Below are 23,902 nucleotides of genomic sequence, written 5' to 3'. Positions count from 1 at the left end.
CTATGAAATACCTCGGCTTGGCCTACTTCACCCCCGAAGGGTTTTCCGCAATGCCATCGGACGACGTCAAGGAACTGGTGAGCCGATGCCCCGCGTTGGACGAGAAGATGCGTGCTACCGGCAAGGTTCTGATTTCCGCGTCGCTTGGCGATCTGGACGGCTGGAGGACACTTCGCCCGCGCAGTGGCAAAACGCAAGTGACCGATGGACCGTACACCGAGTCGAAGGAAGTCGTGGGCGGCCTGTTTATCATCGAAGCGGATAGCCTTGACGAGGCGTTGCGCATCGCGTCCATGCACCCGGCCGCCACTCTGGGTGAAGAAGGCGGATGGGCCGTTGAGCTTATCCCCATGGATTTCTACCTGGCTCGATAACGGTCGACGCGACGTCTATCGCGTCGATCCGCACGCGCACGGCTTTCATGGCCATGGTGGGGCGTCGCTCATGGCCGCGCATGCCGCGCTGCCTCCTCAATGACTGCAGCAACCTGCCGCGGACGCGATTCATACACGGAATGACTTGCGCCGGGAATCACCGTCGTGTGGCTATGTGCCCGCTCGTAGTACCAGCGCTCCAGGCCGGGACTGATGATCTTGTCGTCGCCCGCGACGATGCCCCAGCTCGGTTTGTATGTCCACGCCGCAGCAGTCAACGGTGTCGAAAAGACATTCGCGGCCGTAAGCATCTGCGCGTGCGATTCGAACTTCGCTTCCGCCGGTGGCAGATCGGCCGCGAAGTCTTCCGGGAATACAGCGGGATTCAGATAGGTGTAGCCATCGGCAGTCTTCTCGATGGTGTCCGATTGCTTCGACGTGTAGCTCGGCATGCGTTTGCCGAGCGCGCTTTCATCTTCCCCGACCGCAGGCGCATGCGCCGCGACATAGACCAGGCCGACCACGTTCGGATGCACGCCGGCTTCGGTGATGACCGAACCGCCATAACTATGACCGACAAGTATCGTCGGACCTTGCTGCAGGTCCAGTACGCGGCGGGTGGCCGCCACATCGTCCGCCAGCGAGGTCAACGGTTCCTGCACGAGACTGACGTGATAGCCGTCCTTCACGAGGATGTCGTAGACCGGTTTCCAGCCAGAGCCGTCGACCCACGCGCCATGGACGAGAACGATATTTTTGGCTGGCGCAGGACCAGGTTCAGAAGCGGGCGTGGCGGCCATCGCGGGCAAGGAAAAACCAGCGGCGACTGCGAGCGCAATCGATAGATGCGAGAGAAATTTCACAAGTGACTCCGTCATCGGATAAGAGAGGTGGAATGGGCCGGGATGGCTCGGCCGCCCGGCCGCGACAATCAGCTTCCGAAGTAGGGCGAGCAGAAACCCGCGGGACCGACGCAGGTCGATGTTGTCATCGACATGCGCGCTGGCGCGCCCGACGAGGTGCGCTGCTGCGCGCCGCCGAAACCGCCGCTCCCCTGTTGTGCAGCGACTTTTGCTTCCGCAGCCTGGATGTCGTTAGGGTAGTAGGCATCGCTTGCAAGCGCCGACTTGTAACCCGCGTGTTCGAGCTGCACCAGATCGGCGCGGACTTCGGCGCGCGTGACCGGCTCGCTGGACTGTGCGAAGCTCAAAGCGGGCGCGGCGAGTGCGCTTGCGGCGACTGCGAGACAAACGAAGATTTTCTTCATGATCAAACTCCTTGGATGATTGAACGAATCAGCTGGGCCTTGAAGCACCTGTCATGCGTCAGGCGATGCTTTATGCGGCTGACCGTGTCGTTGGTCCAGCCGTGAATGAAATGTAGTCGGGCGTGGCTTGCCGGGCCATCGTACGAAGGCGCGCGAGCAGGCATCCTGGTGTTGGTTCCGCGTGTACTTTCGGATGACCGTGCGTGCATTCGATGAGGCGCGTCCACGACGCTCATCGAAACCTTCGGTCAGCTGCAACGCTGCGGCGCATGACGCCGCCATACCAACGTATGACCCGCCTGGCAGCGGTCGGAAGAAGCTATACGCACATATGACTTGCCGCGCCCGTCACGCTCTCTAAGATTGGCACCACACGAGCGGACCGGATGTGCGGGCCGCGCCGACAGCATATGATCGAGGACACGCGCTTGAACTTCCCTCCATTAGTCTCAGTCATCGACGACGACGAATCGGTTGGCGCCGCCACGTCGAGCCTGTTGCGCTCGCTCGGCTGGAATGTGCATCTGTATTCGTCTGCGGAATCGTTTCTGGAATGCAGGCATTTTGACGAAGTTGCGTGCATCATTAGCGACGTGCAGATGCCTGGCATGACCGGCCTGCAGTTGCAGCGGCGGCTGCGCGAGCTGGGTCTCGCGTTGCCAATCATCTTCGTCACCGCGTTCGTATCCGACGCAGTGCGAAGGCAGGCGCTCGACGGCGGCGCACTGTGTTTTGTCGGCAAGCCGGTGGATGGGGCCGTCGTATCCGAATGCCTGCGTATGTTGCCGCAACGGTTCGATACCGGTGCCCGCTGAGCGCACGTCTTCGTCAAGTCAACGCCAATTCGACTACCTATGCCTGCACCGCTTAGTCCGGCCGATCCGCGCGGCCAGCAGCACGAGTCGGCCGATACCCCGCGCCACGATGCGCGAATAGCATGGGCGCTTGCCGGTGCCCTTGCGCTGGGGGTTTCCTGATTGATGCACTCACGCCGCTTGACATCGCGATCGCCGTATTTTATGTCGTTGTCGTGCTGCTCGTCGCGCGGGCGCACGGCAACCTCCCGCGCGCCATGGGGCTGCTCAGCGATCATCAAGCACATGGGGGCGTCGAAGATTCAGGGCCGGGCATTAGCGAGGACAGCGCGGGCAAATATTCAACGCCTTCTTCACGACCAGGGCCGATAGTATGGGCATGGGTCTGTCGATCTGCCGGTCGATCGTCGAGGCGCATTGCGGCCGCATCTTGGGCCGAGCCCGCCGCGCAACGCGGTGCGTCGTTGCAGTTGATTCTGCCCGTTGACAGGGAGAGATGCCATGAGCACCCCGCTCGACAAGTCTGCCAGCAATGCGATGGTCTATGTCGTCGAGGATGACGACTCGATGCGCGATGCCGTCAGCATGTTACTGCGCTCGGTGGGACTTGCCGTGCAGACGTTCGCATCGGCGCAAGAGTTCCTCGCGTGCGAGATGCCGGACGTGGCTAGCTGTCTGATCCTCGACGTGCGTCTTAAAGGGCAGAGCGGACTGGCGGTGCAGGAGCAGATCGCGGCAAGCGAACTTGGCCTGCCGATCGTTTTTATGACCGCGCACGGCGATATCGCGATGACCGTCAAAGCGATGAAGGCAGGCGCACAAGACTTCCTCGCCAAGCCGTTTCGCGACCAGGACATGCTCGATGCCGTCGAGAACGCGCTTGCCCTCGATGAGAAACGGCGAACGTCGAGCCGCTCCGTCGCCGATCTGCGGGCCTGCTACGAATCGCTGACGCCGCGAGAACGGGAAGTGATGGCGTTCGTCGTGTCGGGGTTAATGAACAAGCAGATCGCGTCTGAACTGGACCTAAGCGAAATCACGGTCAAGATCCACCGCGGACAGGCGATGAAGAAGATGCACGCGCGCTCGCTTGCGGAGCTGGTGCGCAAGGCAGAGGCGTTGGGCGTTGGGCCGAATCGGAACTGAAAGCCACCGGGAGACATCTCCGCCTATGACTCCAAACAGGCGGTATGGCGCTGGCCGAGTCGACGTGATAGCAAATCCACGCACTGCCGCGACTGCGATCGTACCGGTAATGACACCACGCGAGCGCCATACCGATAGCGATGCGCACTAGAGCGTAAGTGCAACGGCGCGCGAGTGGCCGATGTACCTTGGGAGCTGCCGTCGAGGTGGCGCCGGGTGGAACGGCTCAAGTGGGTCGGAAGTACGCGCTGACGACTGTCCGCTCCCGGGCGGCGAGATTCCACTGACCGCTTTCCGCGATGAAACTGAAGAGCGGGCTGACGCTGCCGCACCCATTGCAGACCTTCGACCCGGCATGAGCCCGATGACGGATCCCGACGGTGTAACGGCCGTTCGTTCGCCCAGGTGGGTGGCTGTTCGTACGAGCTAGGCATTCACGCGTCCGCGCGGGAAGGGCAGCCACAAGTCACGTTCCCCGAAGTTCGCGTGCCAGTATCGGCAGACGTCAACTTTCACTGCAATCGACTCCGTACGCGGTATCTCTCATGTCTCGTGAAGCTGCCAATGATTACAAACAGCGCACGACATTGCGCCTGGTCGAAAACGGTCAGCGTTGACCAACTATAGCCGGTCATGCGCCGATCGCGCTTTCACCGGGCCGCGATTTGCAACGACGGATGCACTCAGGTGCTGATATGGGACCTTCGTCCGATATCGGCGTATGCGTTTGTGACCTATGGTCCACTGGTGGCCGATGCATCCGGGGGCCAAGCCTCCGTGCCAACAGTTGTTGCTCATCGGAGAGGACGGGATTGCAGCGCGGTTAGCATCGGCGCGATTGACGCCGCGCGAGGCGCGAATTCAGCTATACACGCCTTCGCCGCTCTTTTATGACGGTGGTTGCACGACACTGAGGAGGTGAGAATGAAGAACGCGTTATCGGGCAAGATAGGCGCCGTCATGGTCGCCGTAATACTGGGAGCGTGCGCGGGCGGACTTGGGTCAGGGTGAAGTTCTGGGTCCGATTCCAACGCGCCGGAGAACTCTGGTTTCCTAAGGGATTATTTTCGTCTGACGCAGACCACTGACAGCCAGGGCAGGACCATTCGGGCCTGGGTCAGTCCCAGGCTCACGCGGGCCAACTACAACGCGATATTGCTCGACCCGCTGGTTTTCTATCCGGAGCCGAGACCGAACGACCAAGTGAGCGCCGAGACGTTGCAACAGATCCTCGCCTATTCAAATGACACACTGAAGCAATCACTCGGTCAGCGGTTCAGGATGGTGGATCGGCCCGCGCCGGGGGTTCTGCGTCTTCGCGCCGGATTTACCAGCGTCGCATCGCAGAGCGAGGGCCTCAAGCCGTACCATTTTGTACCCATGGTGTTTGTGGCGACTATGGCACTGAGGACCGCGACAGGTACGCCTCAACGGGCCTTTATAGTCATCGAAGCCGAGGGAACAGACAGTGTCACAGATGAGTTGTTGGGAGAGAGAGTACGGATTGGGACAGGCGAGCGGCTGACCCAGGTTGCAAGGCAACCGGTCTTGACGTTGGACACATTAAAGCCGTTACTTGATGATCTGGCAGACTCCGCCTTTCCTGAACCGGCGCAGTACGTCAAACCTAGGTGAGACGGACCAGATATGGCCGCGCAGGCGGATGCTTCACGGCGCCTGCGATGAAACGGGGGGAATCATGCTGACACCGGATTGAAGCCCGGTGTTGCATGAAGGATGGGACGTTGGAGCGATCCCGCTCGGTTTACGCTCTGTGGCTCACGACGACGTCTCCTATCCCCACTGTCGACTTGCAGAGCGCTGCAACTAAGCATGTAACTGGTGTTCTCCGTGATCCGATGGGCGATAGACGTCTGCTTCGGTGGGAGGGTATCTTTGACCGTGTTCGCTACTCGCGCGATCGGGCACGCACTTGCACGACCACATCGTCGGCTACATGGCAAAGGAGTATATGCCGCACAGTCGGGCGGCGAGTGCCAGTGGTGCATGGGTCCGCTGTCGCGTTTGCGCCGTGTAACGCCCTCTGACATCGACTACCAGAACACTTCCAGTCATGTGGTGATGACTCATGGCCCCGCAGGCGGTATCGATCAAGTCGCGTCGCGCGGATCCGGCTCGACTCACAGCAGCTAGTCGCGTGCCCACGGCAACTGGCAATGGCAAATGGCTCCAGCATGCGACCGCTGCAGTTGTTCTGTTATGGCCTACGCTGAGTTGCGCGCAGGAAATGGAGCCGCGCGCCTATTCGGCGGCTCCCACAGGTACCAATTTCATAGTAGCAAGCTATGCCCGATCAACCGGCGGGATGTCGCTAGATCCCACGCTGCCGGTCACCGACGTTAGCGCCAAAATCAACACGTATCTACTGGGCTATTCGCACACCTTCGGAATTGCGGGACATGCCGCGAGCTTCGCGCTGGCGGTACCCTACAACAATGCCGATTTGAGCGGCAATGTACAAGGCGTACCCGGGACCGCGTGGCGGTCTGGGATGGGCGACGCGGCGTTCAGATTCGCAGCGAACGTGTTAGGTGGCCCTGCGCTTCCGCCGGAGGAATTTGCACGTCGTCAAGCTACCACTACGCTAGGCGCGAGCCTGACAGTGATCGCGCCGACCGGCCAGTATGTGCCGTCCCGTTTGATAAACGTCGGATCGAACCGTTGGGCGTTCAGGCCGGAACTCGGACTGTCTCAACCCTTGGGGGATTGGTTCGTGGAGGGTGCGGCCGGTGTATGGCTGTTCACAGACAACAATCAATTTTTCGGAGGACATCAGCGTAGCCAGGCGCCCATACCCGTTCTTCAGTGGCATAGCGGCTATACGTGGCGTCCTGGATTGTGGCTCTCCGCTGACCTGACGTACTTCTCGGGAGGTCGGACAAGCGTAGACGGTGTAGAAAACCACGACCTCCAGAGCAGCGTGCGGTACGGCGTGACATTATCGATCCCGCTTGCTTCGCACTGGTCAGCGAAGCTCGCATGGTCGCATGGGCTGATAACGCGCGTCGGGAGCGATTTCCAGACTGTGTCTCTTTCTTTGCAGTACCGCTGGTTCAATCAGTGACGGTTACACTGGCGGCTTTTTACTGTCTACAGGCTTTGAAAAACGCCAGGGCGACGGCGCTCTGACATGGGACATACGAGCCACCTCACGCGGCGCGCTGCGCCGACCAGACGTCTTTGCATTTCCCGCCATAAGTGTCTGACGGGAGCGTTCGCCCCCTCGTATTGCAAACAGAAGGTCTGACTCCGCTGCATCGGCGGAAACGAATCCTGGGGATAGCGCGAAAGGATCACGACGAATGCCGCTGGCGCGTGATCCGGCTATTACTCCGGTTTTCCGGCGACATGGAAAATCCGGGCCCGCACGACGCCAATGGCCTGCTTAAGCGCGTAGACATCGGTGAAATAGCGCTTCGGAATCCGCATGCGGCAGGCGTGCTCGTCGATCTTGTCGATTTCGTCTCTCCATTGCGCGATCTGTGCGGGAGTCGGTTGCGGATTCCGCCAGATCTCATCTTCGAGCGAGTTGATTGCGCGATACCAGAGGACAAGCCGGTTTTTGATGCGGGCCTCGACCATGCCCGGCACAGCCTGCAGCAAACCCACCAGCACGGCCACGAAGGGAAGCAGGATCAGCAGGCGCCGTTCGACAAAACTCGCCAGCCAGAACGGTAGGTAGCGCTGCAAGAAGGGGCGGCCAGATTTGAAGTAACGCGCGCTCTCGTCGGAAACCGGAAACTCATCAGTGTTCAGGTTTGGAAACGCGCCGAGCGGCGTGAAGTAGTCTTCGCCGCCATGGACAGTCCTGGCCGCCTCCAGCAGAAGGTAAACGAGCGCAGGGTGCAGGGTATCTTTTGACACGAACAGTGCGGTCGCTGCCAGAAGAGTGACATCAGTTTGAGGCAGGTCGTTGACAATGCTGGTAGAGGCACGCGGGAAAACGATCTTGGAAAGCGAGGGAAACTTTTGCACCAATGCATCAGCCTGGGCAAAGCTCATCAGCTTCAGATTACTGTTTAGTAAGCTCGTTTGCATCGATGCATCCGGCCTGCCAATAAAGAAGCCCGCGTCCAGTTGGCCGTTTCGCAGTCCCTCGTACGCTTTGACTGCGTCCAGTTCTCGCAGTGTCGAGTTGTCGCTGGATACGCCGCTATACGTGAGCAGGACGTGCGCTACGTTAAGCAGCCCGCTGCCAGGAATCCCTATCGCGATCCGTTTGCCTCGTAGCTGTGCGAGCCGGTTGACGGTGACGTCGCCACGATAAAACACCCAGATCGGCTCATACGACACTGCGGCGATGGTCTGCAGATTGTCGTGTTCTTTGGCGATGGTTGTGCCGGACTGGATAAAGCCCACTTCGTAAGCGCTGTGGGGATCCGTTAGTCGCTGATAGTTTTCGACCGATCCGGAAGAACTGCGGATGTCTAGCGTGATGCCATCACGCTTCAGGAGGTTTGCGTACCGATCTGCGAACCCTCGATAGATGCCCCCGTCCGCTCCGGTTGTGATGACAATCGTGCGTTGGAAGGCGGGCTTTAGTACGGTGGCCAACCCCCAGCCAAGCACGACAAGCAGCAGTACCGCCGCGATGAAGAGAAGCCGTCGGCGCCCAGGCTTCATCGGCGCCTTCTCGCCACGGTAAAACGCCGGCGGACGCTTGGACGTGTTTCGATCTCGGTTATCAGGCGTCTCTCGTGCGCCCCGATGTCCCATCTCAGCTACCTTCCTCTCGGCCACCCGCAGCTTGGGTCAGTTCTTGAATGCTAGCCCGGGCGCTGAGCCAGGACAATTGGCCTTTGGTGCTATCTCGCGGACTATTGTCCATCAGCGCCTGGGCCTCGGGTTCTCGTTTCCGCTGCCGCATGCGGAACGAAGCCGACACCGGTGTTCATCGCGGCAATGTCTGCGAAACGGCCTGTAGGCAGGCCGTCATTAGCGGGCCCGGAACGATGCCAAGCGCCAGCACCGCAACGCCGTTCAGCGCGAGGAGCGTGCGGTTGCAGGCGCCGGCCATGAGCGGAGATGTGTCCTGCGGTGCATCAAAGTACATGAGTTTGACGATGCGCAGGTAGTAGTACGCACTAATCAGCGAGGTGATCACGGCCAGCACCGCGAGCCATGTAAGGTCTGCGTTCATCGTGGCTTCGAGTACGGCGAGCTTCGCGTAGAATCCGACGGTCGGCGGTATGCCGGCGAGGGAGAACATCATCACCATCATTACGAACGCGAACACGGGGCTACGTTGGTTCAGACCCTTGAAGTCCTGTAGCGTATCCGCCTCGAAATTGCGGCGAGCTAGCAGCATGATTACGCCGAATGTCCCCGTCGTCGTAATGAGATACGCGATGCTGTAAAACATAGCCGAACCGTATGCGCTGGCCTCCTGTCCGGCCGTTCCGTCGACGACTCCCGCCAGCAGTCCAAGCAACAGAAACCCCATGTTAGAAATGGCCGAGTACGCGAGCATCCGCTTGACGTTAAGCTGGACCACACCGGTAATGCTGCCGACGATCATCGAAAGCGCAGCCAGGATCACGAGCATTCTCTGCCAGTCGACGGCGAGCGGCAGCAGGCCCATAACAAGGAAGCGCAGGCCCCACGCGAACGCCGCAAGCTTTGGACCGCCCCCGACGAAAAGCGTCATTGCGGTCGGCGCGCCCTGATAGACGTCCGGCACCCACATGTGGAACGGCGCGATGCCCAGCTTGAATGCGATGCCTGCGACGATGAAAACTACGCCCAACAGCAGCACCGCCTCATTGATGCGGCCAGAAGCGACTGCTGACAGCACGTCGTTCAGTTCCAGGGAGCCCGTTGCGCCGTAGAGCATTGACTTTAATTGACATCCTTGGCGCCAGCGCGAGTTCATCGAATGAAGGTTGACCGCGAGCCAGGGTGAAGATCGACACTGTCGCTTCGCGCTGGAGGACGGTCAACCCACAGCCGGGCCCTGCGTACCTGATCGGCATCCCTGACGTCATTTCGGTATCTGCATCTGAAGCAACCACGGGCATAAAAAGCCCTACTCAGATTCAGTGCGCTAGTTGCCAGCGCAACACAGGATGCGTTCCTCCCGAGGGTATCAACCAAACCCCGTTGGGGCTGAAATCGTACGTCGGGCCAAAGCTCGACGGTACGCTCATCTGGGCAGTGGTCAGACCTCGTGCGTTGCCCGGTTGCGAGTTGCCGGCCACGCCAAGCACGGCGACGCTGGCGCCGGTCGTCTGCGTATCCCAGTAGACGTCACTGGCTATCGACACTGGCCCAAGGTTGTAGCCGGCGATGCCCCCGCCACCTCCCGGCGCTTGCACCCGACCGGTTGCAAAAGACTGTTCGATCACGCTGTAGAGATTCTGGCCAACCAGTGCCCCGGCACAGAAACACTGGACAGGAACAGTGACTGGGCCGGTCGAGTAGGACTGTGTGATCGTATTCGCATTGACCCCAACGAGCCCGCCTACTCCTATTTCACTTCCAGTGACGCTCCCCGAAGCAAACGACTGACTGATTACTGCGGCGTTGTATCCCACCAAGCCTCCAGTAAAAGAAGCTCCGGATTGGACGTCTGCATTGCTCGAAGACCGCCTTATCGCGCCATTGGACCACCCAACGAGGCCGCCAACCGAGTTGCCTGACGCGGTTATCACTTTGCCGCTGGTATGCACCGAGGCAATAGTGCCGCCGTCGTTGATGCCCGCCAGAACGCCGTAGTCGCCACCGTTCAGCGAGCTACTGCCGCTGATGCTGCCTTGTACGCTCAGGTTGCGCACGACGCCCGCCGTTCCAATCTCGCTGAACAGGCCGACGCCTGGATGAATCTCGGAAGAGGAGTCCACAATTTCCAGGTTCGAAATTGTGTGCCCCATGCCGTCGAATTGCCCGGTGAAAGGGTGTGACGGAAAACTGCCAATGGGGGCGTTAGCGCTTCCGGACGGTGGCTGCGCATTCACATCTCTTCCAAGGGCGTAGGTGCCTGACAGGTCGAGTCCGACGTCCTCAAGATCGGTTAGCGAATTGACGAGCTTATAGGCCGTGACCTGAGTGACGAGAGCGCTGTCTGGCGGCGCGGTCCACGCCTGGTTTGAAAGGCTGTTTCCCGCCGCATAGCTGCCGTTCATGTCATATAACGAACTGACAAATCCCGTGCTATCCGACCAGTCGATCGTGCCGTGGTTGGCGACGCCGCCCGCGTTGTCGATGCTCGCCGCGTCCGCCCGCAAGCTCAGATTGCCGCTGCCGGTGTTTTTAATCGTAGTGGCGGGGGCAATCGTCACGTTGCGAAAAGCCACCAGCGATAATGACGCTGGACCTTGCCAGCTGAGATTCGACGCAACGGTCATGTCGCCGCTTGCGCCGTTCGTACCGGTTGCGGTTGCGTCGACGGTTGTGCCCGCGTTCAGGCTGCGCACGAACGCACCCGCAGCGGCGTTATCGACAGTGAAGTTCGGCGTTGACACGTTCCACGATCCCGCCCGCACGGTGGCGTCGCTCGCCAAGGTGAGCGAGTTCGCGAGCGTATCCACAGTGCCGCCGCGACCATCGGCATTCGTTGCGTCCAGCGTGCCTTGCTGCATGACGTGACCATCGCCGGCAACCAGCCAGATGTGACCGTCGCGCATAGCTGTCCCGGTCGCCCGGATACGCGAGCCACTGCCGGCGAGTGCATAAATATTGCCGTCGGCTGCTTCGAGCTTGATCTGCGCGGCCTGCGTGATGCCGCGATCGACCACGGTGCCTTTGCTGCTGATCTGCACGAATACCTGTCTGCTGTTCGACGATTCGTACAACACCACTTGCTGACCGGTGACGTATTCCGCCGTGCCGTTCTGTGCGCTGACGGAGCCGGCATTCACTACGGCATCGTGTGCGATAAGAAAGACATCGCCACCCGTCGAGCTGATCTTGCCAAGATTCACCACCTTCCCGCTCGATGTTCCCGCGAGCGTGAGCGTTCCGCCATTCAAGAATGCGCTATTCGGTAGGTCGAGCGTCGAAGCCACGAATCGTCCGCCCGTACTGATGACGCCGCTGCGGCCCACCACGATGCCTTGCGGGTTAATCAGATACACACTGCCCGTCGCGTTCAGGTTGCCCAGGAGCGCCGAAGGCGAGCTACCCGTCACGCGATTGAGCGTTGCGCCTCCATCGTTGTCGAACGTGACGGTGTTGCCTTTGCCAATCGAGAAGCTGTTCCAGTCGATCACACCACGGGTCGAACCAGGTTGCGTGACGACGAGGGCGGCGCCCTGGCTTGCGATGGTCCCTGCGCCGGCAGTGTAGTGGCCGCCTTGCGGGAGGACGCCACCGGCAAGCGCCGCGTGCCCCAACAACAACCCAGCGAAGGAGATACCGATGCGGGGCGCGATGCGCCGCGGCGAGTGTCGGAAATCTGGCGCGCGTCGTACAGGACGACGGAAAGACGAAGGTGCCATACAACCCCCTTCCGCGGAAGGTCGAGTGGATGCAACGGCTCCCGCCATCCGACCGGAACCGCTTTAAGCGTGGCTAAGCCACAGTCAGAATATTAGTTACCTTGTCCGCTTCATGCCAGAAAATAACCCAGCGTCGCCCGGCCGGGGCCTAACGTTGTTGCGAGCTATCCGGCATCACCAGATTTGCGGCGTGCTCAGAATATCCGTGACAACGAGGCGGCTGACACGCTGGCAGTTACGCGAGCGGGGCGACCTCCTGTCAGCAGTGACCGGCCATGTAGTGTTTCAGACCTTGGAGGGCGGTGAAGGGTGGGAAATTGTTGCTGGCAGGTGACCCGCGAAGCAGTGCGCCCCGGACTTCCGGTTTCGGCCCAGATTGTGTCAAAACGCGCAATTCGTGGGAATAGACGACACCTGTCCCGGCGCTGACGGAGGCGTGTCGACGGGGCAAGCCGAAGGTCAAATCACAGTCGTCCAGATTGCGAAGGATCAAACAAGCCCGTACGGGCATCACGCCCGCATCGCACTCGTAAGCGCTTCTGAACCGAGTACTTTGATTACCCGCTTCATGTTGTACGCCAACACGTGCAAGCTCATCTCAGTACTCACCCGTTCAATGGTTCGTGTCAGGAAATGAGTGGCGCCCATCCATGCCTTGATCGTGCCGAACGGGTGCTCGACAGTCTGTCTCCGGATACGCATCATCTCGGGCACATGATCAAGCCGTACCTGCATCTCATCGAGAACAGCTTCGTGCTCCCAGCGCGCTACGCGACGTTGGGCCCCGGTGTGCATTCCCCTTTTAGCGAACATTGCTGGCAATTCGAACTCCAGTACTTGCTGATCTTCAGGCCGCGCTCAATCGTTCAGAATCGCCATATGAGCCGCTCGCCTGCGGGGCACCTATATTCGTTAGTCTTTGCGTTGTAAATGAAGTCTTCCTTGCCGAAGCGGCCATGAGCCGTTGCGCTCGATGTCACCGTCTTTGGAACGAATACGGTTATTCCAGCCTGATGGCATGCGAGTATCTCCTTGCTCTTGTAGTAGCCACGGTCTGCAACTGCAGTCAGCTTGCCGACGCCCATCTCTGTACGGGCAAGCTTCGCCATCGACGCCAGCTGATCACGATCAATGCCGTCATTGGTCACGACGTGTGCGACGATCAGATGGTGCTTCGTGTCTACCGCCGTCTGGACGTTGTAGCCGACGACTCCAGTCCCGCGCGTCTTCATCGAACGGGCATCCGGGTCAGTGAGCGACACCTGTCGGTCGGGTGCTTCGCTCAGCTTGACCTCAATTGCCTTGAGGCTTTGCATCTGTTCCTTCAAGGCTGCAATCTTGTCCTGTAGTCGCTCTGCTCTGGCCTTCGCGATTGCAGGCTCCTGACGATCCGCCGTGTCCATAGCCTCGAGATAGCGGGCGATACTTGATTCAATATCGCGCATGCGTCGTTCGAGCTTGGCGCTCGTGAAGTTGCGGTCGCGATTGTTCACCGCCTTGAACTTGCTGCCGTCTATCGCAACGAACGCTTCTGCGAACAGCTCAAGACGCTGGCAGAGCATGACGAACTGACGACAGACGCTGCGGATTGCTTTGCCATTGTCTTTGCGGAACCGCGCAATGGTCTTGAAGTCCGGGGCGAGGCGACCCGTGAGCCACATCAGCTCGACGTTGCGCTGAGCCTCGCGTTCAAGGCGACGACTGGATTGAATACGGTTCAGATAGCCGTAAATATAGATCTTGAGCATCACCTCCGGATGATACGAAGGCCGACCCGTTAGCGCTGGCTCGACACCTGCAAACCCAAGTGTCTGAAGATCAAGCTCGTCTACAAAAACGTCGACTACGCGCACGGGATTGGTGTCCGTCACGTAGTCATCGAGTGCTTCAGGGAGGAGAAAGCTCTGTGTACGACTGTCGCCTTGAACGAACCGCTTCATCTCGCTCATCCTCCGCTGTGGGATGAGCCATTTTAATGTGTCAAAAATTGCGTTTTGACACAATCGGGGCCCCAAAGAGACGTTCAGCAAGACCTTCACGTCGACGCTCGAACGTCCGCTGCGCCTCAAGAACAGACTCACGCTCGTGGTCATGTGATCGGCGCTCGGACTCCCAGTGCAGTGCAGATCATACTGATGGCGTCGATTTCCACCGGATTGCGAGCACGGGTGGCGGCCTCCGTATTGCGACCGGTCGGGGAAGTGACCCTATCGCGCAGGCAGACGGTACGGGAAGTAAAGGACCGACCCTCTGCGCCCAACGTCGGGCTTGGCGCCGCTCATGGCAGCGCCTCCGCGAGCGTCAGCCCGTTGAACCCGATTAGCGGAAGCCGTAGACAACGATCTTCTTCCCCTCGAAACTTTCTTGCACGGCCTGCTCGCAATACTGCGGGCACGTTACCGAGCCGTCCCCGCTCGCGCCTGAGACGGTGACTGCCCTATAGACCACGGATTCGACGAGCGTCCCGTCCGCAGCGACAACCATGTTCAGGTCAGTTTCGACACCCGCCGGCACCGCTCCTCCAGCGGTATAGACGATTTTCATGGTGCCGGTGCAATCGGAGTTGACTGTGTATGTTCCATTCTGGTTTGGATTGAAGGTCGTCAGGCCTCCTTTTGGCAGCCCGCCGATCATGCCGAAGTCGGTGCGCGAAAAGCCGCCTGTGCCATCGAACGTCACGAGGGCGACGTCATCAAGAATCGACGTGGAGGCATAGGGAGCAACTTTATTGTTCGGTCCTATCAAGCCTATGATTTCTCCGTGACCGGTGAATGCATACGGTCCTCTGAGCGTTGCGTTCGAACACAGGCCGCGTGAGCCGCCGCGTCCGTCGTGTCCACCCGGACCGTCAGCCTGCGCGGCGCCATTGAGTAAGAGCAGTGCCACGGCGGTTGCTGACAGAATGCTGAATTGTTTGATCTTCACGATAAGCTCCTTGTCGCCCAGATCAGGCGCGAAACATCACGGCGCGCAGGGGGCCATTGCCTGGTGGGATGAGGCGGGCGTGCGCCGTGCCGGTGTGCAGAGCGAGCACGTAAGTCCCTGCCTCAAGTTCACCATCGCAAGCACGAAGGCGGTTCAGTGGTGGCTGAACGGACTACTGGATACACGGCTTTGGTCTGCTTGCGGCCAATGGCCGGAAACATCGGCAGATTGCCGCGTAGAAGCCATGGCGTGCCCCGCCTCTCCTTTGGGCGTATCGGCAACGCCTCCGACGTCCTGGGCAGCCGGTTCGGCCTGCGACGTTGTCATCTTGTCCTGCGCCCACGACTGCCCCGTGACGAGGGCGACAAGCGCGCAAGCGGCAGCAATTCGGATTGTCTTCATGTCCATTTACTCCTGCAAAGGTGAACTGCACGGTCAGAGCATGACTGGCCTCGGAGGCGGTCCCGGACGGCTGCTCTTCAGCACAGGAAGCCTCGTGCCGGCATCGCTATGGCCATGCTGCGGCTAGACCGCGAACAGGGCCATCGACGGCATCTGAAGAAATCGTTAACTCGTGCGGGCAACGGGGAAATCGGGCTCAGAAGACCAGGTTCAGTTCCCAATCCAGCGCGATAAAAAGACAGAGTCGGTGCGTTATCGATGACGCCGGTGGCATGCGATAGCCATCCTAATAGCCGATACGTCTTTCCACCTCCCTGAACCGTCCCATCGATCGATAGCGATGAAACCATGCGCTCGTGCGCAGTTCGCACAGGCGCGGCGAATGCTCGGCAAGTGCCACACCGAGCCAATGGAACATCTCGTCCTGCTGGCCGAGCCTCGCGTAGATCTCGGCGAACAGGAAGGGGGACGTATAGCTCCGCTGACGCCGCGCCATCAGGTCTTGCAAATACCATTGCAGGACCTTCGCATAGCCGCCCGAATCCCACACGGTTCGAATCGTCGATGCCCGTGTGAATTCGTTGCAGCGCGTGAGCGCATCGATCGTGGCGTCGATCGCTTCTTCGTACTGGCCGCGAACCTCGAAGGCGGTTGCCAGCAACTGATAGATCAGCGGCGACCGGTTGCCATGCCCGGCCTTAAGATATTCGCCGATGACTTCGTCGTATCTGCCCGACTGTACGAGACCGAGGAGCCGCGATCCTTCGAAGCCGAGCGGGTCGACCTTTTCGGCAAGCTCGAACTGCGCCCGTCCTTCGGCTTCTCGTCCGAGCACGATCAGAAGCCTCGCGTACAGGCGGCTCGTTTCGGCATGGCTCGGGTTGAGCCGCAACGCTTCGAGAAATTCCTCCTCGGCCCGGTGCCAGTCCCAGTCGTAGAAGTAGTGCACGCCGGCGAGCGCCTGATGGGCCTCAGGCAGGTTCGGATCTAGTTCGAGTGCTCGCAGTGCCGCCTCGCGTGCCTTCGGATAGCCTTGCGACGGCGCGTAAAATCCGTGCGTCGCGGTCGATCCGAAAATGTTCGACAGGCCGACGTAGCCGAGCGCATAAGTCGGGTCGAGGTTGACGGCGGTTTCGAAGTAGCCATGCGCGCGAATGAAGTCTTCGTCGCTCAGTCCGTGGTGGGCAGCAAACCCCGCGTCGAAGTGAACTCGCCGGGTCCAGTAATAGCGCCCGCGCAGATATGCATCGTGCGCCGAAGGATCGACGGGCAGGCGCCTCGCCAGCCGGTGCTGCTGTTGCTCCGCGAGCGCCGGAGACACCTCTTGAGCTAACGCGGCGCCCACTTCTTTCTGAATATCAAGCGCGCCTTTTGCGATCGGTTCGTGCGCGCGGCTCCAGATCTGGACCTGATCGAAAGAGCGTATCAGTTGCGCCAGAATGCGGATTCTTGCGCCCTCACGCGTCAGCGCGCCTTCGAGCACATAATCGACGGTTAGCTCATGTGCGATCTCGGAGATGCTCTTTTCCGACCGCCGATAGCGTGCAGCGGTCGTCCTGGCGATGACCAGAATCTGTTCCGGGTAGAGAATGCCGATGTTGGCCGAAGTCTCGTCTGCGAGGGCGGAACAGAAACCGTCGAGGCTGGCATCGTCCGTCTTGTTCTCAAACGGCAGTACCAGCACGCGAAGGGCCGGCGCAGTAGCCGTCGGCGCCTCACGGTTCGGGAGCCGGATGCCGTCGAGCCGATAGCCTTTGCCTTTCACAGTCACGAGGTACCTGGGACTTTCGGGGTCCTCGCCCAGCGCGACGCGGATCTTGCGGATCGCCGTATTGATGCTGTTGTCGGTTTCGCGATACGTGTTCGTGCCCCAGAGCGCCCTCACGATCTCGGTACGGGTGACCAGTTGCCCGTGACGCGACGCCATCAGCATCAGCAGTTCCATTGGCAGCCGCTCGAGTCGCACCATCTCGCCGCCGCGACGCAATTCGTAGCGCTGGATGTCGAGCTCCACATCCGCAATCCTGATGCCGTCTTGAGAACTCATGCGCGCTCCTCGCGGCGGGAGCGCCTGCTTGCCTCGTCGCTATCGCCTCGCCGCGGGACGCGACGCATTCCGAAGGAGGCGGCGAATGCGAACGCGGCACACGCGACGAGCGGCAGCCCGGGATTCCAGTGAGCATTTGAAGCGGCGATGTGAGCGGCGAGGGGAGTGAGACCGAGCGAGGCAGCCAATCCGAGGTTCATGGCGGTCGCGAGGCCGCTGAATCTGACGTCGACGGGAAACATTTCGGCGATTGCGCACGCATAGACTCCGTTTGCCAGTGAAGTCACCGTACCGGCCAGGATGAACCAGGCGGTCAGGTTCACGTGATAACGGGCGGCCGCGATGAAGAAGATCGGCGTGAGCAGAGCCGACAGGACGGTCCCCGCTCTGAACACGTAGTATCGCGGCAACAGGTCGCCGACATAGGACGTGATGAGAATGCAAGCCGCGACAGCAATCAGATAAAGGATCTGCGCGCTCCCAATTTCCCGTGCTTCGTAGTGAAGTCCTTGCAGATAACTTGGCATGAATCCGATGAACATGCCACTCGATGCACCCACCAGCGAGCACGCGGCAACACCTGCGGCGACCGGCCTGAGATGGCTGCGAAACAGCACGGCCAGCGGTTCACGGTGTCGAGCGCCGATGGCCTGCGCGTACTCATCGGTTTCCGCAAGCGTACGGCGCAGCGCGAAACTCAACAGGCCAACCATGCCGCCAATAAGGAAGCCGATGCGCCATCCCGAGGCGCTGATCCGGTCGGTGGCGAGCATGCTTTGCACCACCATGTTCACGGTCGTGGCCAGCAACAACGCAAGATTGACCGCGACGAAGACGATGCCGCAGATGAACCCCGGCCTCCCGCGTGCGGTCTCTACGGCATAGATGACAGCGCCGGGCAGTTCGCCGCCCAGACACAACCCCTGAACGAGCCGTAACGCTAAAAGAAGGACCGAGGCAGTCGCGCCCCAGACGGCATATGAAGGAAGCATTCCAATCAGGAGCGTGGAGACGGCCGCGATCATCGCCGACGATATGAACACGATGCGCCGGCCATATTTGTCGCCGAAATGACCGAGGACGATGCCTCCGAGAGGCCTTGAGAGGTAGCCTGCCGCCAGCACCGTGAACGACAGCGTCTGCCCCGATACGCCCATTTGTCGCGGAAAGAATTCCGCGCCGATATTTTGGGCAAAAAACCCGTAGATCACGAAGTCGAAGACTTCGAGCGCGCCACCCGTGCTCGCGACCAGAACCGTCCAGCGATGACGGACAGTGACTGGCCTGATTCGGTCGGGACGCGAATCGTCAAGCATGGCCTTCCCCCGCTTTAAGGACGGCGTCCAACCCCTGCATGGCCGGGCAACACGGATACGCTTGATCTGCCGCTTCGCGCAGTGAACATTCATTCTGGACGACAATCGGCTGCGGAGAAAGCACGATCGCAAGGGAAGTGCTGAGCGCGCGAATGGCGTCGGTCCGCTACTGAAGGTACGCGAGGAACAGCTAACGCCAGAGCGGGCAAGTCAATGACCGCTTAACGTGGGCCTACTACGGTCATTGATCCGCGCTCTCGCGTGGATGCTCGAGCGTCGGCTCAATCTCGGAAGCTGCTATAAGGCGAACCCGGGTCGAAGGGCGGTTCAGAGTCGCGAGTACGCATTGGCGGCGGGCATGATCAGTCACTCGAGACTGGCGATGTGCGAACGGCCGGAAGGCGGCGAGCAGCCGCCCGACCACGCCCGGGCCTTGAACGACCGCAATGGCCGATGAACCGCCGACCAACATGATCGCCCGAATGGTCGTCGTTGCCTGGAAGCTGCCGTTGAGTGTGCGCGGTCCTGCGGGACCGTTGTGGGTTGAAGAACGGAACTGCTCGGGCGGTAGGGGCTCCGGCTAAGCGCGGTGGTCCGTGAAGGGTCGGCTGCGCGGTTCAGTATGTTGGAGAACGACGCGATTCGCCTCGTTCTCCGTAACCGTCCGACCGCGACCGTTCTTGACAGCATGTTGATACCGAGCAGTTAAACGCAACCTTGAGTTCAGGCGGTGTCGTGGTGAAGCTGATCGGCGACGACCCATGGCAACAGCTCGTCGACGCGATTGACGGATGCTCGGCGATGCGACCGATGACGTGGCGCAGGTAGGCCTCGGGATCAAGGCCATTCATTTTAGCGGTACCAGAGTGTAGATTGCGGCCCCGCGTTCGCGGCCGCTGTGGGAGCCGAAGTGCGGGAAGTTTTTTCGGCCGAGAGCGACGGCACGTAAAGCGCGTTCAGCGGCGTTGTTGTCGATTTCCACGCTGCCGTCATCGACGTAGAGTGTGAGCGCCGCCCACTGATTCAGTGCGTAGTTGATCGCTTTGGCGGTATCGCCTTTATGGGACACCGTTCATCATTGCGGTGCCAGCCAGGCCGATGTCCGTCCAGGATATGAATGCGGCGAACGCCGAGCGCGGGTCGGCGTCGCGATGATCCCGTTCCGCGACCCTGTGACAAGCCACTTCTTCCCGATCACGGGAAAGCGAATTACATCCCGTGCCGTGAATCCCGTTTATGGATCCCCGGCTCTAGAGTCGGTTTACGCTAAATCGTCGACGATATTCGCCCGGTGTGAGCCCTGTAACCCTGTTGAAAATCTTGCGGAACGCCCCCGCGTCGCCGTAACCGACCTCCCAGGCAATTGTCTCCGCAGGCAAATTACTGAACTGGAGCATCTCGCGCGCCTTTCCAACGCGTAGCCTCTGACAGTAGTCGATGGCTGTCAGGCCGGTCGCCTTTCGAAATCGCCGCAGGAAGGTCCGTTCTTCCAATCCGGCTCGCGAGACGAGCGATGCGAGAGCCATATCTTTGGCGCCGGTGGCCTGAAGCCAATGTTGGACTTTCAGTACGGCGGCATCGCCATGGGTCAGGTTGGGAGAAAAAACGCTGTAGTAGCGTTGCTCGCGGCCGGGAGGATCCACCAGTAAAAAGCGCGCAGTCTCGGCCATGATGGTCGGCCCTAGAAAACGGTCGACCAGTTTTAAACCAAGGTCAATCCACGCCATCATTCCCCCGGCGCAGATGATATCGCCGTCATCGATGACGAGCTTGTCGGTATCCAGACGTGCATCGGGAAACCGCTGCCGGAATATCTCTGCATGAGCCCAATGCGTCGTCGCCGATCGTCCGGCCAGAAGGCCAGTTTCACCCAGCAGAAACGCGCCTCCGCAGATGGAGGCGAGCGTTGCCCCTGCACGATGATGGCTCAGCAGCCAGTCAACGAATGGCACTGCGTCTTCCCGTGACAGCGGTCCGCCAAGGCGCGGCGGCAATATGAGCACTGCGGGTGATCTGTTAGCGTCCCTGGCAATGTTGTGGCTTCTGACTGGAGCTTTGCCCGGCGCATCAGGACGCCATTGGCTCACCCTAAGGAAGGCCGTTTGCTCTTTGTGATGCTGCGCGGCGAACCGCTCTGCAACCTCAAATAAATCAATCAAGCCATGTATGGCTGCAAGCTGCGCGCCTGGAAATTCGACGATGCCGATTTCGATTGGAGGACGTGACGCCATATGTCGATATTGCCTTGGTTAATGTCGATTTCGCCACTGATGATGATCAGGCGTCAGGCTCATGATGTCCAGACAATTTCTCGGACCAGCCAGAAGGGCAGGCAATGACAGACCAGATATCTGAAAACACAGATGTAATTCCAGAATGGCAGATCGCCGGTGAGTGGTTCGACGTGTGCTCGTGCAATTCGCCGTGTCCTTGCACCTTCGCCCAGCCTCCAACCAATAATCATTGCGAGGTGCTATGGGCCTACAGGATCAATGAGGGGCACTACGGCGCGACGCCGATGGCGGGCCTTAAGGTTGTCCTGATTGCCGGATTTACCGGGAATCTCTGGGACGGCGCGATGCTGAACCCCGGCGTGTTCTTCGACGCCGCAGCCGACGAGGACCAGCGGCAGGCGCTGGTGGCGATCTTCACCGGCCAGGCCGGGGGGTGGATGAAGCAGTTCGTGCCGACACATGTGAGCGGAATCAAGGGCGTCGAGTTTGCCAACATTTCAGTCGAGGTCGACAGTGCGCTCGAACGGTGGAGCGTGGCGGTCGAAGACAAGGTCGAGGCGAGCGGCAGGGCCATGAGCGGCCCGACCTCCGATCCGACGAAACGTCTCCAGAGCTACAACCCGCCGGGGAGCGAGGTCGGTCCGACCGACGCCCCGGTGACCTGGGGCAAGAGCGTGGCGGGCCGCTGGAAGGCGTTCGGCTTTGATCAGAACATCCCGGCCGGTCAGGCCAGCAAGCATATCCCGTTCAACTGGCATGGACCGGACGCGCCATGAGAGCCGTACTGTCCGCTTCGCGATCTGCAGCGTCCGCTCTGGGACGGGGACAGCCGGCCCTCGGCTGGACGATGGCTGTCCTGGCACTCAGCCTTTCGGCCTGGCTCTGCGCGCTAGTGCTCATGGGCGGCATGGACGAAGGGCCGGGAACGCCGCTGCACAATCTGCCGGTCTTTCTCGCAGGCTGGGTGGTGATGCTGACCGCAATGATGCTACCGTCCGAACTCAACTACATTGCAGCGTTCGCTGCGGTGCTCAGGTCGCGCGACAGGGCATCCGCCGCGCGTCCGAGCGTCATGACCAGCTTTGTCGCCGGCTACGGCATAGCCTGGGTCGCCTACGGCCTTGGGGCCTATCTTCTGGACCTGGCCATTCGGGCAGTCAGCCCGGAGATGATCGCGTGGAATCGCGCAGGACCGTCGCTGGCCGGCTCGGTGCTGATCATTGCGGGCCTTTTTCAGGTCTCGTCCCTGAAGCAGGTTTGCCTGACGGGATGCCGCACGCCTCTCTCGTTTTTCGCGCGCTACTGGCGGGAAGGCAATTTCGGTGCTGTCACGATGGGCTTCCGGCATGGACTGGTTTGTGTCGGTTGTTGCTGGGCGCTCATGGCAGTGATGTTCGCTGTCGGCGCAATGAGCCTGACCTGGATGGCGTTGCTGACGCTGTTCATGTTCGCCGAAAAAGTCCTGCCGAAGGGCCAGAAGCTGGCAACTCCGATTGCTTCCTTCTTGTGCGTCATGGGGATCTGGATCGCCGTGTCCCCCGGGACGGCGCCTCTTCTCAAGGATCCCATGATGTTCGCCAGCATCTGTCGTGGGCTATGACGAAGTGGCGAAAAATTGCAGAAATCTGTTGAGCGAAGAAGGCCGCGGTGTAGACAAGACGCCGGGAGCAGTAGGCAGGAACTGACGCGAAATTGTCATTTCAGCCAATGCCGTTAATGCGACGATTGGGGCCTCAGCAGCCCTATCAATACGATCCGATGCCACCACGCTCGATCGCTGGGCGCGGGACAGATGCTGGCGCGCTTCGGCTGGTCGGTAGTGAACGCAACGATTTTGCCGTTTCTTGCGCTTGCCGCGGTAGCGACCTTGACGTTTGCACGGTCGCAAAGGCGCGCGTCGGCTGCGTTGTGCGTGCGATCGAATTGCAGCAAACGCGGAGCATGGAGATTATCGATACACAAGAGGGTACGACTGCCTTCACCACACACTGAGAAGCAGGTAACTGGAGCAAATATATGCCGAACTTCAATGATTTCCAATTCAGGAAGCAGCCTTGGTACGACGCATCCACTATCCGCGACCTGATACCCACGTTCATCCCGATGAAGACGATCGTGGTCTACTGCTTCGATCCTCGGGCAAGCGAAATTCCGAAGAAGGTTGCCGAGCATTTTGGGGAGATTTACCCCGGCGAGAACATCATCGACGAACATGGCAGCCGGGTCGGACATACGGCGACCTTGTTTACCGTATCTAACGCGGGTGGCCGGGCTGTCGCCGCGCTGCAATCGGTTTCGACAATGGAGTTTCTCTTCCGGATGCAGAATGTCGTCGTGGTACACCACTCTTTCTGCGGCGCGACGGCCTTCACCGCGGATGGCATTATCGACGCGTTCCATCACGATCATGGCGCGGATATCTCGAAGTCGTACGATCACGATAGCCTCTGCATTGAGGATTACGAGAAATCGCTCAAATACGACGTTGAGCTACTTCGCGCTAGCCCAGGTGTGCCGAAACATTTCAATCTCTATGGCTTGTTCTACAACATTGATACCGGCGAGTTGACTGAAGTAGTGCGGGACATTCCAGCCCGGAAGCCAGCATAAACAAGCGGGCGTGACGGTCCGGCAAAGCGCTGCCTGCCGGGCCCATCTATCTTCTCAGGGGTCTGATTCTGGTCACTCAGCGGTCGTCCCGATGGCCGCGAGGCCGGCATTGACGGTGGCATATTTCGCGCCGTGCCCCTAAAACCGTCATCCACTTTCAGCCAAACGAGGCCAAATTGGAGTGAGAGGTACTCGGGCGACTGCGGAAAGCTACTGGCGGGGCTGCATCCGGCTCGTTCTGAGGGCTGGTGACATGTTCGGACGTTGATTCAGAAAGGAAAGATCGATCGAGCTACTGAAGGTGCCAGGC

Annotated in this window: 16 protein-coding genes and 4 pseudogenes; 8 read left to right on the top strand and 12 right to left on the bottom strand. The window is 60.1% G+C overall.

Features of this window, described 5'->3' with window-relative positions; genetic code table 11:
* Window positions 1-2 precede the first annotated feature (2 nt).
* Entirely contained in the window at window positions 3-374 is a 372-nt protein-coding gene (locus C8K18_RS15470) for a YciI family protein (RefSeq protein ID WP_107708043.1), read from the top strand.
* A 68-nt stretch (window positions 375-442) separates the two neighbouring features.
* Here C8K18_RS15470 and C8K18_RS15465 read toward each other — a convergent pair whose 3' ends face one another.
* Both C8K18_RS15465 and C8K18_RS15460 read right to left on the bottom strand, forming a co-directional pair.
* Complete coding sequence (locus C8K18_RS15465) at window positions 443-1,174, bottom strand: alpha/beta hydrolase (RefSeq protein ID WP_375135814.1); 732 nt, start codon at window positions 1,172-1,174, stop codon at window positions 443-445.
* A gap of 131 nt (window positions 1,175-1,305) precedes the next feature.
* A complete protein-coding gene (locus C8K18_RS15460) occupies window positions 1,306-1,641 on the bottom strand; it encodes a DUF4148 domain-containing protein (protein WP_107708039.1) in 336 nt (111 codons plus the stop codon).
* Window positions 1,642-2,069: 428 nt separating this feature from the next.
* Here C8K18_RS15460 and C8K18_RS15455 point away from each other — a divergent pair, with 428 nt between their 5' ends.
* From C8K18_RS15455 to C8K18_RS15435, 4 genes and pseudogenes are all read left to right on the top strand, one after another.
* Entirely contained in the window at window positions 2,070-2,456 is a 387-nt protein-coding gene (locus C8K18_RS15455; RefSeq protein WP_107708145.1) for a response regulator transcription factor, read from the top strand.
* Between the two features lie 501 nt (window positions 2,457-2,957).
* On the top strand, window positions 2,958-3,602 hold the full coding sequence (locus tag C8K18_RS15445) for a response regulator transcription factor (protein ID WP_107708037.1): 645 nt from the start codon (window positions 2,958-2,960) through the stop codon (window positions 3,600-3,602).
* A gap of 1,053 nt (window positions 3,603-4,655) precedes the next feature.
* A pseudogene (locus C8K18_RS34135) lies at window positions 4,656-5,237 on the top strand (DUF3313 domain-containing protein); the annotation flags it as partial.
* Between the two features lie 523 nt (window positions 5,238-5,760).
* Window positions 5,761-6,687, top strand: coding sequence for a transporter (locus C8K18_RS15435; RefSeq protein ID WP_258196130.1), 927 nt, complete (start codon window positions 5,761-5,763; stop codon window positions 6,685-6,687).
* A gap of 263 nt (window positions 6,688-6,950) precedes the next feature.
* Here C8K18_RS15435 and C8K18_RS15430 read toward each other — a convergent pair whose 3' ends face one another.
* From C8K18_RS15430 to C8K18_RS15385, 10 genes and pseudogenes are all read right to left on the bottom strand, one after another.
* Window positions 6,951-8,246, bottom strand: coding sequence for a TAXI family TRAP transporter solute-binding subunit (locus tag C8K18_RS15430; protein ID WP_107708030.1), 1,296 nt, complete (start codon window positions 8,244-8,246; stop codon window positions 6,951-6,953).
* Between the two features lie 268 nt (window positions 8,247-8,514).
* Window positions 8,515-9,459 (bottom strand): annotated as a pseudogene (locus C8K18_RS15425) (NADH-quinone oxidoreductase subunit N); the annotation flags it as partial.
* Between the two features lie 199 nt (window positions 9,460-9,658).
* Window positions 9,659-12,058: a filamentous hemagglutinin N-terminal domain-containing protein gene (locus tag C8K18_RS15420; RefSeq protein WP_107708028.1), complete on the bottom strand. Its 2,400-nt coding sequence runs from the start codon at window positions 12,056-12,058 to the stop codon at window positions 9,659-9,661.
* Window positions 12,059-12,568: 510 nt separating this feature from the next.
* Window positions 12,569-13,998 (bottom strand): annotated as a pseudogene (locus C8K18_RS15415) (IS1182 family transposase).
* Between the two features lie 379 nt (window positions 13,999-14,377).
* Window positions 14,378-14,983, bottom strand: a complete 606-nt coding sequence (locus C8K18_RS15410) for a hypothetical protein (protein WP_107708026.1) — start codon at window positions 14,981-14,983, stop codon at window positions 14,378-14,380.
* 153 nt (window positions 14,984-15,136) lie between these two features.
* The gene (locus C8K18_RS15405; protein ID WP_132384636.1) at window positions 15,137-15,385 is read right to left on the bottom strand and encodes a hypothetical protein; all 249 of its coding nucleotides are present in this window, start codon (window positions 15,383-15,385) and stop codon (window positions 15,137-15,139) included.
* 286 nt (window positions 15,386-15,671) lie between these two features.
* A complete protein-coding gene (locus tag C8K18_RS15400) occupies window positions 15,672-17,432 on the bottom strand; it encodes a winged helix-turn-helix domain-containing protein (RefSeq protein ID WP_107708022.1) in 1,761 nt (586 codons plus the stop codon).
* A complete protein-coding gene (locus tag C8K18_RS15395; protein WP_107708020.1) occupies window positions 17,429-18,748 on the bottom strand; it encodes an MFS transporter in 1,320 nt (439 codons plus the stop codon). The genes C8K18_RS15400 and C8K18_RS15395 overlap by 4 nt, the downstream gene beginning before the upstream one ends.
* 723 nt (window positions 18,749-19,471) lie before the next feature.
* Window positions 19,472-19,808 (bottom strand): annotated as a pseudogene (locus C8K18_RS15390) (transposase); the annotation flags it as partial.
* Window positions 19,809-19,998: 190 nt separating this feature from the next.
* Window positions 19,999-20,979: a GlxA family transcriptional regulator gene (locus C8K18_RS15385; protein ID WP_107708018.1), complete on the bottom strand. Its 981-nt coding sequence runs from the start codon at window positions 20,977-20,979 to the stop codon at window positions 19,999-20,001.
* A gap of 104 nt (window positions 20,980-21,083) precedes the next feature.
* Here C8K18_RS15385 and C8K18_RS15380 point away from each other — a divergent pair, with 104 nt between their 5' ends.
* The 3 genes from C8K18_RS15380 to C8K18_RS15365 all read left to right on the top strand — a co-directional run bounded on the left by C8K18_RS15380 (window position 21,084) and on the right by C8K18_RS15365 (window position 23,592).
* A complete protein-coding gene (locus C8K18_RS15380; RefSeq protein WP_181324906.1) occupies window positions 21,084-21,758 on the top strand; it encodes a DUF1326 domain-containing protein in 675 nt (224 codons plus the stop codon).
* A 71-nt stretch (window positions 21,759-21,829) separates the two neighbouring features.
* A complete protein-coding gene (locus C8K18_RS15375) occupies window positions 21,830-22,582 on the top strand; it encodes a DUF2182 domain-containing protein (RefSeq protein WP_232292226.1) in 753 nt (250 codons plus the stop codon).
* 416 nt (window positions 22,583-22,998) lie between these two features.
* Window positions 22,999-23,592 (top strand): hypothetical protein, encoded by a 594-nt coding sequence (locus C8K18_RS15365; protein WP_006047421.1) that lies wholly within the window; start codon window positions 22,999-23,001, stop codon window positions 23,590-23,592.
* The last annotated feature ends 310 nt before the right edge of the window (window positions 23,593-23,902 follow it).

Source organism: Paraburkholderia sp. GV068 (assembly GCF_003058125.1).
Lineage (GTDB): Bacteria > Pseudomonadota > Gammaproteobacteria > Burkholderiales > Burkholderiaceae > Paraburkholderia > Paraburkholderia graminis.
This window is presented reverse-complemented; position numbering and strand designations above follow the sequence as displayed.